General features: G+C 40.4%; 10 protein-coding genes. All 10 read right to left on the bottom strand.

Translation table 11 applies throughout. The annotated features are described in order from the left end of the window. Window positions 1–3,201, bottom strand: a complete 3,201-nt coding sequence (gene carB / locus PK1910_RS04415) for a carbamoyl-phosphate synthase large subunit (RefSeq protein ID WP_058948520.1) — start codon at window positions 3,199–3,201, stop codon at window positions 1–3. A 1-nt stretch (window position 3,202) separates the two neighbouring features. Then, the gene (gene carA / locus PK1910_RS04420) at window positions 3,203–4,270 is read right to left on the bottom strand and encodes a glutamine-hydrolyzing carbamoyl-phosphate synthase small subunit (RefSeq protein ID WP_004695539.1); all 1,068 of its coding nucleotides are present in this window, start codon (window positions 4,268–4,270) and stop codon (window positions 3,203–3,205) included. Next, window positions 4,270–5,556 carry a dihydroorotase gene (locus tag PK1910_RS04425; protein WP_004695537.1) on the bottom strand — a complete coding sequence of 429 codons (1,287 nt, stop codon included), beginning with the start codon at window positions 5,554–5,556 and terminating at the stop codon, window positions 4,270–4,272. Before PK1910_RS04425 ends, carA begins: the two co-directional genes overlap by 1 nt. Further along, complete coding sequence (locus tag PK1910_RS04430) at window positions 5,540–6,490, bottom strand: aspartate carbamoyltransferase catalytic subunit (protein ID WP_058948519.1); 951 nt, start codon at window positions 6,488–6,490, stop codon at window positions 5,540–5,542. The genes PK1910_RS04425 and PK1910_RS04430 overlap by 17 nt, the downstream gene beginning before the upstream one ends. A 349-nt stretch (window positions 6,491–6,839) precedes the next feature. Further along, complete coding sequence (locus PK1910_RS04435) at window positions 6,840–9,887, bottom strand: hypothetical protein (RefSeq protein ID WP_004695533.1); 3,048 nt, start codon at window positions 9,885–9,887, stop codon at window positions 6,840–6,842. Window positions 9,888–9,899: 12 nt separating this feature from the next. Continuing rightward, window positions 9,900–10,847, bottom strand: coding sequence for a DNA-binding protein WhiA (gene whiA, locus PK1910_RS04440; RefSeq protein WP_004695531.1), 948 nt, complete (start codon window positions 10,845–10,847; stop codon window positions 9,900–9,902). A gap of 15 nt (window positions 10,848–10,862) precedes the next feature. Continuing rightward, window positions 10,863–12,212 (bottom strand): gluconeogenesis factor YvcK family protein, encoded by a 1,350-nt coding sequence (locus PK1910_RS04445; RefSeq protein ID WP_004695529.1) that lies wholly within the window; start codon window positions 12,210–12,212, stop codon window positions 10,863–10,865. Between the two features lie 12 nt (window positions 12,213–12,224). Beyond that, the gene (rapZ, locus tag PK1910_RS04450) at window positions 12,225–13,139 is read right to left on the bottom strand and encodes an RNase adapter RapZ (protein ID WP_004695526.1); all 915 of its coding nucleotides are present in this window, start codon (window positions 13,137–13,139) and stop codon (window positions 12,225–12,227) included. Window positions 13,140–13,151: 12 nt separating this feature from the next. Next, a complete protein-coding gene (locus PK1910_RS04455; RefSeq protein ID WP_058948518.1) occupies window positions 13,152–13,964 on the bottom strand; it encodes a Cof-type HAD-IIB family hydrolase in 813 nt (270 codons plus the stop codon). A 275-nt stretch (window positions 13,965–14,239) separates the two neighbouring features. After that, entirely contained in the window at window positions 14,240–15,445 is a 1,206-nt protein-coding gene (locus tag PK1910_RS04460) for a putative porin (RefSeq protein WP_058948517.1), read from the bottom strand. Window positions 15,446–15,990 lie beyond the last annotated feature (545 nt).

Genomic DNA, 15,990 nt, shown 5'->3' on the forward strand with positions numbered 1-15,990 from the left:
TTACTCCAATTCAAAATCTTGTAACGCTTCTACAGAGTAGTTAGCATCATCTTTACGATTCGCCACAACACGCAATACTTCCCGTGCTGTATCAAGACTTGTTAAGCAAGGTGTACCCATTTCTACAGCGAGACGACGTAATTGGAAGCCTTCGCGTTCAGGACGTTTACCTGCAGTCAATGTATTAAGTACAAGATCGACCTTGTCTTGACGAATGTGGTCAGCACAGTTGTCATCCCCTTCAGAGATTTTATTAACCACCTTACAATCAACACCGTGTTCGATAAAGTATTTACCTGTACCACCAGTTGCTTCAATATGATAACCAAGATCGATGAACCCTTTTGCAAGTTCACAAGCTTCTGCTTTATCACGGTCTGCTACTGTCATGAGAATTGTACCATCCTCTGGAATACGCATGTTTGCACCATTGATAGCTTTGAATAAAGCTTCAGAATATGTACGACCAATCCCCATAACTTCGCCAGTAGATTTCATTTCAGGTCCAAGGGCGATTTCCACAAGCCCCATTTTGGAGAAGGAGAATACAGGTGCTTTTACAGCTACATAAGGTTTATTAGGTACAAGACCAAGTGGCAAGCCCAAATCTATTAAGCTTTCACCAAGCGCAATGCGTGTTGCACATTCCACCATGTTAATACCTGTTACCTTAGAAATGAATGGCACGGTACGGCTAGAACGAGGGTTAACTTCGATTACATTAAGTTCACCATCAGCCACGATGTATTGAATGTTAAGCACACCTTTAACATTAAGACCTACTGCAATACGACGTGTATAGTCAACAATTTGATCAATCAATTCTTGACTCAAGTGTTGAGCTGGGTAAACGGCCATGGAGTCACCAGAGTGAACACCGGCACGTTCGATTTGTTCCATAATACCAGGGATACATACATCAGTACCGTCGGAAATAGCATCAACCTCTACCTCCATACCAACCATGTAACGGTCGATAAGAACAGGATGCTCCTTAGATGCTACTACGGCTTCCTTCATGTATACATCAAGCTCTTTATCATTGTATACGATTTCCATCGCACGCCCCCCCAATACATAGGAAGGACGAACGATTAATGGGTATTTTAACTTTTTAGCTGCTTCTTGTGCTTCTTCATCAGAGGTTACCAGAGCACCTACTGGACGAGGAATGCCAAGTTTCGCCAACAATTCATCAAAGCGTTCACGGTCTTCTGCCATATCGATGCTATCCACGGATGTACCAAGAATTTTTACACCGCGCTTAGCCAATGGGCCTGCCAAGTTAATCGCTGTTTGTCCACCGAATTGAGCGATAACGCCAACTGGCTGTTCTTTATCAATGATTTCCATAACATCGTCCACAGTCAATGGCTCAAAGTATAAAGAATCAGAAATATCAAAGTCTGTAGAAACTGTTTCTGGGTTGTTATTAATCATAATGGATTGGTAACCCGCTTTACGAAGGGCCCAAGAGGAATGTACGGAACAGTAATCGAACTCTACGCCTTGACCGATACGGATTGGACCGGAACCAAGTACCACTACGGATTTATCGCCTAATGGACGAACCTCATCCTCTTGTGCATACGCACTGTAGTAATAAGGTGTTTTAGATTCAAATTCAGCTGCGCAAGTATCTACGTATTTATATGTTGGAAGAATATTCCATTCTTTACGTTTTGCACGAACATCTTCTACAGTTGTATTAGCATAACGAGCGATAACAGAATCAGTGAAGGAATAACGTTTTGCTTTGCGCAATACATCTTCTGTTAAGCCCTGTTCAGCCAATGCTTTTTCTACATTAACAATGTTTTTGATTTTTTCAATAAAGAATGTATCAATTTTTGTAATATAGTGGATTTTTTCTACACTAATCCCCTTGCGAAGAGCTTCTGCCACAACATAGATACGTTCATCATCTACTAAGTGTAAACGTTCGATAAGCTGTTCCATGGATTCATGGGCGATTTTCTTAAGCTCAATATGGTCTAAACCGATCTCCAAGGAACGAATTGCTTTTAACAAAGACCCTTCTAAAGAGCGGTCGATAGCCATAACTTCGCCAGTAGCCTTCATTTGAGTGCCCAATGTGCGGTCCGCCAAATTGAATTTTTCAAATGGCCAACGTGGGAACTTCGTTACTACATAGTCGAGTGTAGGCTCGAAGCATGCTTTTGTTTCGCCTGTTACAGCATTTGTAATTTGATCCAATGTCATGCCTACTGCAATTTTTGCTGCTACCTTCGCAATTGGGTACCCAGTTGCTTTAGATGCCAATGCAGAGGAACGAGATACGCGAGGGTTTACTTCGATAACAATATATTCGTTGCTATTTGGATTCAAAGCGTATTGTACGTTACAACCGCCTTCGATTTTTAAATAACGGATAATCTCTACAGATGCGGTACGCAGCATTTGGTATTGAATATCGTTCAAGGTTTGGCTTGGTGCCACAACGATAGAATCCCCAGTATGCACACCAACAGGGTCAATATTTTCCATATTACATACGATGATGCAGTTATCTGCACTATCGCGCATTACTTCGTATTCAATCTCTTTCCAGCCTGCAACAGAACGTTCTGCTAGAATTTGGTGAATTGGTGAAAGTTTCAAACCACGACGTGTGATTTCATACATTTCATCTTCATTATGGGCAATACCTCCACCAGTACCGCCTAATGTGTATGCAGGACGGATGATAATAGGATACCCAATGCGATTAGCAAAGGTTACTGCTTCTTCAAGATCGTTAAAGATATCGGATTCAGGAACTGGTTGATTAATTTCCTTCATCGCTTCTTTGAAGAGTTCACGGTCTTCGGCTTGTTTAATAGCTTCAAGAGTTGTACCAAGAAGTTTTACACCATATTCTTCTAATACGCCAGCTTCAGACAATTGTACGGCCATATTAAGGCCTACTTGACCACCTAATGTAGCCAACAAGCCCCAAGGGCGTTCTTTTTTAATTACTTCTGTTACGAATTCAAAACTAATCGGTTCTACATATACGCGGTCTGCAATATCTGTATCAGTCATAATAGTAGCAGGGTTAGAGTTAACCAATACTACTTTATAACCCTCTTCTCGAAGGGAACGGCATGCTTGTGTGCCAGCATAGTCAAACTCTGCAGCTTGGCCGATAATAATTGGACCAGAACCAATTACAAGTACTTTTTTTGCTTCTGAGGTCATATTATTTTCCCTTTCTCATTAAGTCTTCAAATTCGTCAAATAAATATAGGTTATCAGTAGGTCCTGGGGATGCTTCTGGATGGTATTGTACGGAGAAGATTGGCAATTCTTTATGACGCATACCTTCTACGGTTCCATCATTTACACTACGATGTGTAATTTCTACAAAAGCTGGCAAAGAAGTATCATCTACCGCATAGCCATGATTTTGAGATGTAATATATACCCGACCAGTACGTAAATCTTGTACAGGATGGTTAGAACCACGGTGACCAAATTTCAATTTGAATGTAGTCCCACCATAGGCTTGTGCCAATACTTGATGCCCCATACAGATGCCAAAGATTGGTTTCTTACCAAACATCTTCTTTACTTCTTCTACTGCATAGCCAAGATCTTGAGGGTCTCCAGGGCCATTAGATAAAAAGATACCATCTGGATTTGCTGCCAACACATCTTCGGCCTTAGCATCTGCAGGAAATACAGTAAGACGACAGCCTGCAGCTTCTAGAGAGCGAAGGATATTTTCCTTTACACCATAATCCATTACCGCTACGTGGAATTCAGCATTTTTATCTCCACGCATACCTTGCCATTTTGTAGTTACACGCATAACTTGATCTGTTGGCAAGTCTTGTTTAAACAATTTTTGAATATCCTCCATAGGGTAATCAGAGCGTACTAGTACGCCCTTCATTACACCATGGTTACGAAGAACACGTGTAATTGCACGTGTATCTACATCATAAAGGCAAGGGATGCCGTGCAAACGAAGATACTCACTAAATAGGCCTTCATTTTGCCAGTTAGATGGAAAGTCACACAGTTCACCTACAATAAAACCTTTACAATATGGTTTAGGACCTTGAGTAATAGAATTTAAAGTACCATAATTACCAATTAAAGGATAGGTTAATGTAATAATTTGATCCGCATAGGATGGATCAGTCAAGATTTCTTGATACCCTGTCATACCTGTGTTAAATACAACTTCGCCTACCGTTGGGGCGCCACCTAATAAGGAACCTTCAAACACGGAACCATCTTCAAGAACTAACTTGCCTTTCATTATAAGACTACGCCCTCCTTCATAACAATTTTGCCATCAACTACTGTGAGTTTAGCTTTACCTGTAACAGTCATACCATCAAATGGGCTAACTTTACCTTTTGTATAGAATTTATTTCGATCTACTGTCCATTCTTCAGTCGTGGAGAATACGGTAATATCTGCTGGCTTGCCAACTTCAAGAACACCTGCATCAAGGTGCATCAACTCAGCTGGTCGAGTACTCATATAGTACACAACTTGATCGATGCTTAGTTTATCAGGACCATATGCATTAGTAATAACCGCCGCCAAAGATGTTTCGAGGCCACTGAAACCATTTGGTGCACAGCAGAATTCATGGTCTTTTTCTTCATATGCATGTGGTGCATGGTCTGTAATAATCGCATCGATTGTACCATCTTTCAAGCCTTCTAATAATGCTTGACGATGATCTTCAGAGCGAATTGGAGGAGCCATTTTGAATGCTGGGTTATATTCGCGTAGGTATTCATCTGTGAAAGATAAATGTTGGCTTGTAACTTCACATGTTACATTAAGGCCTTTAGCCTTCGCACGGCGCACCATATCTACAGTATTTTTACTACTTACGTGGGCGATATGGATATGACCACCTGTCATTTCAGATAACAAGATATCACGAGCAACAGCCAAATCTTCAGCTACTGCAGGACGACCAATAACACCTAATTCATAAGAAACAATACCTTCATGCATATGGCCATTTTTAGTCAATGTAATATCTTCTGCATGGTCGATAACCATTTTATTAAACATGGAGGAGTATTCTAAGGCACGACGCATAAATGCAGCATTTTCTACATAGTGACCATCATCGGAGAATGCTACTACACCAGCTTCTGCCATATCGCCCATTTCAGCAAGTTCCTTACCTTCTAGGCCTTTTGATACAGCGCCAATAAATTCTACTTTCACAACGCCAGTGAGTTCAGCCTGTTTTTGTAAACCTCTTACAAGTGCAGCATTATCTACAACTGGGTTAGTATTAGCCATAGTGACAACACGTGTGAAACCACCTGCAGCAGCCGCTTGTGTACCAGAGTGGAAATCTTCTTTAGCTTCTTGGCCTGGTTCGCGCAAATGTGTGTGAATATCGATAAGACCAGGTGCTACGATAAGCCCTGTTGCATCATAAACTTCAGCACCTTCAGCACTCAAGTTTTGACCGATGGCTGCAATTTTACCATCTTTTACGAGAACATCTGCTACTTCGTTTTGTTTTTTTGCCGGATTAACTACCGTACCATTTTTAATAAGCAAGCTCACTACCGTCACCTCCAATAATAGTTAAGTACAATACAGCCATACGTACAGCTACGCCATTACGTACCTGTTCTTGAATTACGGATTGATCAGAATATGCTACATCTGGTGCAATTTCAAGGCCGCGGTTCATAGGACCTGGATGCATTACCATTACATCATCTTTAGCTAATTTTAATACATCATTGTTAATACCAAAGATACGAGCATATTCTCTATTTGTAGGATACAATGCAGAATGAATGCGTTCTAATTGAATGCGAAGTACGTTAACTACATCTGCATCAGCCACTGCTTCACGAATATCATGGTGTACGGTAACACCTAATTTTTCAAATTCTGGATATACCATTGTACGAGGACCAGCTAGATGTACATCAGCCCCCATTTTTGTAAGGCCATAAATGTTGGAGCGTGCCACGCGACTATGCATTATATCGCCAAGGATAACCACCTTTAATCCTTCAATAGATTCCTTTTTCTCTAAGATAGAATACATGTCTAGTAATGCTTGTGTTGGATGCTCATGAGCGCCATCACCTGCGTTAATGATAATCGGATCTACGGCTTTCGTAGCGTATAAAGGTGCACCTTCTGCGCTGTGCCGCATTACGATAGCATCTGTACCCATGTAGGACATAGTTAATAATGTATCGCGGAAACTTTCACCTTTACCCATGGAAGATCCACTAGGAGAAAGATTGATTACGTCAGCCCCTAAGTATTTGCCGGCTAACTCAAAGGAACTACGGGTACGAGTACTTGGTTCCATAAAAAGGTTGATAATGGATTTCCCCTTTAATAGTGGAACCTTCTTGTCATCAGAAAGAACGATTTTCTTCATTTTCTTTGCCACATCTAAAATCAATTTGATTTCTTCAGGTGACACATTTTGCAAACCCAATAAATCTTTGCCTTTTAGGCTAACTTGTCCCATGATTTCCTCCTAACTCACGTAACAAAAAAGACCTTTTGCCCAGGGCAAAAGGTCAAATAGTTTGCACAAAGAAGCCCCTATGGGCACTTCAACTATATTCCTTTCTCAGCCTCTCTGGACTAAATTAAAAGGTATTGTATTATGCAATGGTCTCTCGTACCATATATGCATTTCTTTATTTATTGTACTGAATCCACCTTTGAAAGTCAATGTAAAACACAAAATTCATATGGATTTTAAAAAGAGGACAAGCATATAAAATTGCTTGTCCTCTCTATATTTAAACAGCTATTAATCCACTTCTATATCTTAAACTTTAATCTAAAATTTTTTTTAGAAATTAAGGGTCTTAACCTAATGGATATAATCTTGGTGGGTTTTCTTCATCATTTTGCTGTTCATTTTGTGGAGTATATGGCATTTGATCTTGTTGCGGCTCATTCGCTACAGGATCTATCTGCACATATTGCTGATTTGGCGACAATTGAGGTTGACGTTGCTCACGACGACGTGTATTTTGAGATGCAGTCGGTCTAGGTTTTGTCAACTCATCAATGGATACAGCATTTGGAATAGTTACATTTGATGTATCCCCATGAATATCATCAAGTTCACTGAAGGAAGGAGTCCTCTTAGATGCTTGAGCAGCCTTACGTTCGGCTTCAAGTTGTTGACGGGCAAGTTCTGCACGACGACGAGCACTCTCTTGTTGATCTCGGACACGTTGAATAGCTTCAGCACGCTCTTTTGCTTTACGCTCGATTTCAGCTTGAGCCAACGCTTGTTGACGAGCAGCTTCAGCTTTACGCTCTGCTTCTAGTTGTGCTTTATATCGTTCCTCAGCAATACGTCGTGCCTCTGCGGCTTGACGTTCTGCTTCAGCTCGTTCTGCAGCAAGTCGCTCTTGCTCTGCCTTACGAGCTTCCGCCACTATACGAGCCGCCTCTGCTTTACGAGCCTCTTCGGCACGTCTTGCTTCTTCTATGCGGCGAGCTTCTTCGGCTCTAAGCGCTTCTTCAGCACGTTTAGCCTCTGCAACAATTCGAGCTTCTTCTGCACGGCGCGCAGCTTCAAGACGTTCCTGTTCAGCTCTACGTTGTGCCTCAAGTCTAGCTGCTTCTGCTTTCCGAGCTTCTTCTGCTCTACGTGCTTCTGCTGCTAAACGAGCTTGTTCAGCTTTACGCGCTGCTTCAATTCGAGCTGCTTCAGCTTTGCGTGCGTCCTCTGCTCGTTTTGCTTCTGCTGCTACGCGAGCGGCCTCAGCTTTACGTTCCGCTTCAATTCGAGCTTCTTCTGCTCTACGCGCTTCCTCCGCACGACGAGCCTCTTCTGCTTTTCTTGCTGCTTCCATTTGTTGTGCTTCCAATGCAGCCTTAGCCTCTGCCGCTCTACGAGCGTCTTCTTGGCGCTTCGCTTCAAGAGCGGCTTGCTCGGCAGCACGTTGTGCTTCTAAAGCGGCTTTCGCTTCTGCTGCTTTACGAGCTTCTTCGGCACGTCTTGCTTCCAATGCTTCCTGCTCAGCTTTACGTTGTGCTTCTAAACGAACTCTAGCCTCAGCAGCCAAGCGTTCCTCTTCGGCCTTTTTGGCTTCTAAAGCAGCTTTTTCTGCTGCTCGTTGCGCTTCAAAGCGAGCCTTAGCTTCGGCCGCTTTTCTTTCTTCCTCCGCTTTGCGTGCGGCCTCAATACGAGCAGCTTCAATTCTACGTTCTTCTTCAAGGCGTTTTGCTTCCGCTGCTAGTCGAGCTTCTTCTGCTTTACGAGCCGCCGCTAGTCGATCCGCTTCCGCTTTTCTCGCTGCCTCGATACGTGCCATTTCAGCTTTACGAGCCGCTTCCGCCTTGCGAGCTTCCTCTGCTTTACGCTCTGCTTCGGCTTTTTCAGCCATCTTGCGCTCAATTTCAGCATGCTTGGCTTCTGCAGCCTTTCGAGACATTTCAGCTTTTTCTGCAGCTAGTCGAGCCTCTTCGGCTTTTTTACGAGCTAAGGCTTCTTTCTCGTCTTTTGCTTTTTTAAGTTGCGCTTCTTTTTTTACATCTGCTGCAGCTTTATCGCTTAACTTTTTAGTTTCTTCATGAGCAATTGTTTCTGCCCGTTTAGCTGGACTTTCAGCAGTAGATTTTTTAGTATCTACTGTACCTTTATCTCCATCTTTACCACCTACAGGACCTACAGGTATTTGTGTGCCCCCTTGAGTTGGGTGCCCTAAGATATCTTTAACATCTTTCGGTACATTAACAGCAATGGTTTGATGTTTTTGTGGATTTGCAAGAGATTCAGGAATCAACAAGAAACGAATTGGCAAATTCGATGCACCAGCTGGCATAAAGTTTAATGTTAATAAATCGCCCGCATTATAGTTCCCTAAAAGACGGCTATCTAATATAGTACCTTCCCCTAATGCGGAAATACCATCTGCACCACCAATGTGATAAGTCCGTGTATCGGTCTGTCCCCGTCTAGCACCTTGTTGATGCAATGCTTTTACCATAAAGGAACCAGAATAAGGTCCCCCAAGAGGGTTAAAATACAGTCTAAACGGTTCATTCCCCTTTGTAGGAATTTTTAACGTATACGATACGCCGTAGTTACCACGGTCACGAACAAATGCTTTATTTTGCATTTCATCTACACCATTGATAAACGTATCTTCGCGGTCATTACCAATTTCTACAAAGGCACCACCTAAAGCGGTATCGAATGGTGTAGTAACCTCCATATTACGTTTAGCACCAGTATAAGTACCGCGTAATTGTATTTCATCAATAGGAAGGTTTTTCACCCAATGTGACGCATCTACAGGGTCCATCCCCATAGGCAGCATCATAACACGCGCAAATATAGGCCCTTCTGTTTTAATATCTACAATACCCGTAAATAATGCATCTCGATTTACCGGTGTATTTTCTAAGTCACTAAAGATTAATTGGCGCCCTTGTGGTGGAATGCTAAGAGAATATAATGGTCTTGCATCTGGGCTTTCATTAAGAGGCTGCTCCAAATCCTTCCGAGACAAATCACGACCTGCTGCAAAATAGTCAGGTGTAGCTACAGATTTTAATTGTCTCATGACATGTACTGAAGTTGGATAAGCCGTTTGGTTTTCTAAGACGATAGCAATCTTGTGAGGTAGATCCATTTCATTTACATGATAGAAATAGATACGCCCATTGCCATTAATTGTACCTGCACTTAACGTACCTCCTACAGGTCCTACATATTCAGGACTATCCGATAGGAGCAATGTATCCGTTTGAGACACCAAAGATGGTGGTAACGGAGAAAACTGAAAATATCCAATTGATTGTAAATCTATATCACGAGCTTCTACATGGCCTGTAAGGGCAGCCATGGCAGCCATAGCCGCAGCTACACAATATCTTGATTTATAGGAAAACATATATTATTACCTCTATATTTCTTCGAGCCCCAACGGGTCATACGTAAGTGCTAATGCTTCAATCTTCTTTAGTCGATGGCCAATTCCAGATTTAGATAGTTCCCCCTCCATCAACTCTTCAAGCTCTTTTAAACTCGCTTCAGGATTCTCCCACCGAAGTCTTGCAACGACGCGCAACTTTTCAGGTAATTCTTCAATACCGATTTCTCTATCAATAATACGGATTGCTTTTACCTGACGAACTGCTGCATCCACAACCTTCTGTAAATTTGCCGTCTCACAGTTGACTTGACGATTTATTTGATTCCGTACGGTTTTCATAATCCGCACGTTTTCAAATTCCATAAGCGCCGATTGAGCACCCATGATTTGCAAACAATTTGTTACTGCATCCCCTTCTTTAAGATATACTACATACTCTTCCTTCCGCTCCGTTAAGCCTGCATGAATGTGAAAAAGCCGTAATACATGGATAATTTCCCTCGCAAAAATCTCGTTTCCCGTCATAAACTCAAGATGGTAATCACTTTGTGGTTTATTAACAGAGCCTCCCCCTAAAAAAGCTCCCCTTAAAAAGGCACGTCGTGCTTCCATTGATTTGAGCCAACTGCGAGGAATTTGTTCGGTTACAGGCCATAAAGCGAGATCCTCTAAAGCCTGTCTCCCCTCTATAGAAGGTTCCACAGAGAGCGTATACATATTTTTTTTACGCAGGTTTAAACCTTGTCGTACTAATACATTTGTAGGTAATTCGTATTGCTTTTTCAAAATACCAAGCAACCGACGAGCTACTGCATTATTAGCCGTAGCCAAACGAATGCCAACTGCACCTTTCATCCCCAAAATGATAGATCCGCTCATACGCAATAAGCAAGACGCTTCAATTTTCATGGCCACATCCGCATCACTAGAGGCTTCATATTGGCATAATTCATTTTTTACATCTTCTGCAAATGACATGGACATCCCTTCTCATTAATGATCATCTCGTTGAAGATAATATTCTAAGATATGCGGTTCAGTGTTAGATTGCATAGCATGAATGATATCCATAATAACTTTACCTAACCGTTCAGGATCGTGAACAGCTGGTTTTTGAGGGTTAATTAAGGTAGCTCGTATAGTGCGGATTCCTTTGTCTTGTAACTTTTTTGTATCTAATACCAATGGTTCAGATCCTACAGCACTATATTGTTCAACCATTTGAATTGGCAACGGCCCATCATTGGCAAGAACAGTATCTATAATTCCTTCTCCGCCATGAGCAATTAAAGCCTCTACATGGTCATTTAATGTGTAGCCTGTGGTTTCACCCGGTTGTGTCATAACATTAGCAATATAGATTTTATTAGCCTTACTGGCACGTACATGAGAGGCCAACTTATCAGTTAGTAAATTTGGGATAATACTTGTATATAAACTACCAGGACCTAAAATAATTACATCCGCTTCATCAATGGCACGTAATGCAGCCCCCTCTGGCTTAGGCAATGCTGGATCACTATAGATATGGCGAATTCGTTTACCCGAGTGTGGTATATTACTTTCACCTTCTACAATAGTGCCATCTGTCATCTCTGCACGCAATTTAATAAACTCTGTAGAGGAAGGAATTACACGACCACGGACACGCAACAATTTACTAGCCGCTTCAAGAGCTTCTTCAATATCTCCATCATAAACTTGAGCAAGCGCAGTGATAAATAGATTACCAAAACTGTGCCCAGAAAGCTCATTCTCACCATCGAAACGATAACGGAATAAGTTCTCCATTACTCCTTCTTGTTCAGCTAATGATACTAAACAGTTTCGCAAATCACCAGGAGCTATCATTTGAAAGTCTTTTCGCAAGCGACCAGAAGAACCTCCATCATCAGCGACAGTTACAATCGCAGATAGGTTTGATGTATGTGATTTCAAACCACGCAATAAATTTGATAAGCCCGTACCACCACCGATTACTACAATTTTTGGGCCCTTATCGAGTCGGATATTTTGAAAAATAATATCCGATACCTTGCTGTCAGGATTAGGTAGTACCGCACGAATAATCGTTTTAATAACTTTACTCGTACCGATGAGCATTAATACAGCACCAATCGATAATACTACAGCCCCTACAGCAATGAGTACATTATAATTGTAAAAGCCCGTCATATTATAGGAAAAGGCAAGCACAATATCTTCAAGAACCGCAAGCCATTGATAGTTAAAAATCAAAGAAATACCAATAATTAAAAGACCTACACCACAACTAAATAGGGCAAGCCAACGTTTTATATTTAGACCCGGAATTAGCCACCGGAACCATCCTTTTCGCAACATAATCCCCCCTATCTAGTTATCAAGTGTTATAATTTCATGAGGATTATAATCTTCTTCTACATTATTTTTCATCATATCTCTATGTTCAACAGTTACACGATATCCTTTTTCTAACAAGTGGGAGTATAGAGCCTCTGCCATAGCTACAGATCTATGCATACCACCTGTGCAACCTACTGCCACAATAAACTGAGATTTCCCTTCTTGTTCATAATTTGGCACAAGGAAGTCCATGGTATCAAAGTAACGTTTTTTAAATTCCTCGGTTACTTCAAAGGAATGGATATATTCATTCACTGCTTTCACACGACCTGTTTTATGACGAAACTCAGGAATATAAAATGGATTAGGTAGAAAACGAACATCCCATACCATATCTGCATCGAGAGGAATACCATACTTAAAACCAAAGCTCACTACAGTAATCGCCATACCATGAGCTTCATCAACTTGAGCAAAGCGCGTTTTTAAATACTCTTTCAAGCTAGCCGTCTTCATATTAGTGGTATCAATAATAAAATCTGCTTTATGGCGCACAGAGTTAAGAATTTGGCGTTCTTTTTTTAGCCCTGTTGTAATTAGCCCATTAGGAGCCAATGGATGACTCCGTCGACTTTCCTTATATCGACGAATCAAAGTCTCATCTGTAGCATCCATAAATACAATTTCAAAATCTACCTTCATATCTTTTAATGTATCTAAAGATGAAGAAAGAGCTTCAAAAAATTCGCCACCCCGAATATCTACAACAAGAGCGACGCGATTGGTCCGTTCTCCACCTTGTCGGCAAATTTCACTTAATTTAGGAATCAACACAGGGGGAATATTATCAATACATAAATACCCCATATCTTCTAAAGCTTGCAATACTTGAGTTTTGCCGGCACCTGACATACCTGTAACTATTAACAAACGAAATGCTTCCATAGTTTTACTCCATTATAAAAGATTATCTTCAATCCAATGGGCTACTCCATCGTCATTATGATGGCCACAAATTGTATGAGCCACAGATTTAACATGATCTGTAGCATTATCAACAGCTACAGAGTAACCTGTTTTACGTAGCATAGAAATATCATTTTCTGCATTACCAAAAGAAATAATATGTTCTAAACTAATATGATTATCTAAAGCTAGTTGTGTCAAGGCACGCCCCTTTGACACATTAGGGGCAATGATTTCTAAAAAATCTTTTTGGCTACGAACTAGAGTCACCAAATCACCAACTCTAGGAGTTAAAATTTCAATAATTCGATCAATTCCTTCTACTGTATCTATGGCAATTAGCTTATTCGGTTCAGAATTTAAACTATATAACGTATCACCTAAAAATTCTGCCGTAGCACCAGTCTGTTTTTCATAGAGAGCGGACTGCCACGTCTTATGATGGCATAATAAATAATCATCCACATACGATTGTATATGCCAATCATATTGTTTTGCTAATTCATAGATACGACGTACGGCTACAATAGGAACAGTCTGTTCAAATAGCTTATATCCTGTTTCTAATTCTTGAATGAGGCCACCAGAAAATAAAATCAGCGGCACATTACCAAGCTTTAACGCCTGACCAATGGGCTTAGCCGTTTGGTACATACGCCCCGTAGCAATCGTAATAGCAACACCCTTTTGCTGCGACCGATGTAATACATCTACTGTATAGTCAGATATAGAATTATCGCTACGCACCAAAGTTTCATCACAATCGATGGCAATCATTTTGATATGAGAAAAAGAAGGATTCATGTTCGCCGCCTTTATAGAAATTTTAAATACTCTTTATTATACCATTAATAGTGGCACTATAGATAGAAATAAGCGGTAATAACCCTAATAATGATAAGAAAGTTTACTCATGGAACTTTCATTAAATGCAAAATCCTCTATTATCGACAAATCATTCTATATTAATTGAGTAAACAGCATTAATGAAACACAATAATAAAAAACCTCATATAATTTTATATTAAACACAAAAAGAGACTCCCAAAGGAGTCTCTTTCATATGAGTAACTATCAAATTAGAATTTGTAGTTAAGGTCTGCACGGTAGAAGTCAGCTTTATCATTACCGTTTTGATCTTTCCAATCAAAACCGTAGTTAGCTGTTAAGCCCACGTTGTTTTGCAATGCATAGTCAACAGTAGCCATCCAACCTTTAGCATCTGTAGTGTAGATGTGGTTGTAAGTAGTATCAATGATAGGAGCATTTTCTTTTGCGTTGAAGTATTGACCTTTTACGCCCCAAGTACCTTGTTTTTTGATGTCGTAGTTACCATAACCTACGCCTGCAGTCCAAGCTTGAGATTCTTCAAGGCTAGAAGCTTTCAACCATTCGCCACCAACCCAAATTTTATCGAAGTTAGCATCAGCATTGAAACCATATACGTTTCTAACATCGTCATCTTGGTTAATACGGTCATAGAAACCACCAACCATAGCATGTTTACCAACTTTACCATTAACATTTACGATAAGATCAGTAACATTTTCCTCTTTAGTCAAGCCAGCTGCATCGCCAGACACCATGTAACCATAAGCTACTTGTGCATTAACTTTGTTATTACCAGCATTGAATTGAGCACCATCGAAAGTACCATCAAATGCTAAGCCACCACCAACAACTTGGCCGAAACGACCAGCTTTCAAGGATACGCGTTCGCCGAATTTATGGTTAACATATGCGCGGTCAATTGTAGCATTTGCTTTACCTTTAGTAGTGGAGTCACCCAATTCGAAGTTACCAGATGTCAAACGAACTACTGCATCAGTGCGATCGTTTACTTTTGCATTGAATTGTACACGTGCACGAGCGTCGAATTTGGATTTAGCGTGTTCAGCATCTTTATAACGAAGACGAGCATCACCAGTAACTTTTACGTTACCAACGCGGTCTTCCAAACGAGCTACACGAACGCCCAAGTTGTTCAATTCGTTGGAGAATTCATCAGCCAAACGATTGATCATAGCTTGTTGTTCAGCGTTAGCACGATCTTGGTTAGCCATAGCTTTAGCCACCATTTGAGCCATTTCATAACGAGTGATGTTATTTTGGCCTTTGAAAGTACCATCAGGATAACCGTTAACGATACCAGCGTTCGCCAATTGAGAAACTGCTTGGTATGCCCAAGAATCTGGAGTTACGTCGGAGAATGGGTTAGCTGCAAAAGCTGTAGTTACACCCAAAACTGCTGTTGCTGCAAAGATTGCTGCGAATTGTTTTTTCATAGTTGAATTCCTTCTTTCTGAAAAAAATAGAAAATAAAATGTTACAAGTCATAACATTCACATTCTACTTGTTCTTCAGATTAAGAATGTATAGGAGTGTCCATGTTTCCTCACCATATTCTACATTGAAGATTTTCGTTTCATGTATGTATCATGACCTGTACGGTGATAGTATCACAACCTTTTTTCTATGTAAAGCCTTAACACCTATATTCAGCCTTATCAATGAATATTTTCTATTTTAAAAGTTTCATGAACCCAGTAATATTCTAACTTCATGAATATTTCTTCATTTTATAGTTTTATACACAAAAAATTTTTTAGCAAATTTAAAATCCTAATTTTAATTAATAATACTAATTAAATGATAATATATTTATTAATATAGAGAATGAATATAAGGCTATATTATCATTATATTTATATGCTAAAAAAGAATACCCAACTTGCTCTCTATGTTAAATTGATAATATTCTAGGCTATTCACCGTGTATATTAATTTTCAAACTACAAAAAAGAGACTCCCGAAGGAGTCTCTTTCATAT

The organism is Veillonella parvula, from assembly GCF_036456085.1.
Lineage (GTDB): Bacteria > Bacillota > Negativicutes > Veillonellales > Veillonellaceae > Veillonella > Veillonella parvula_E.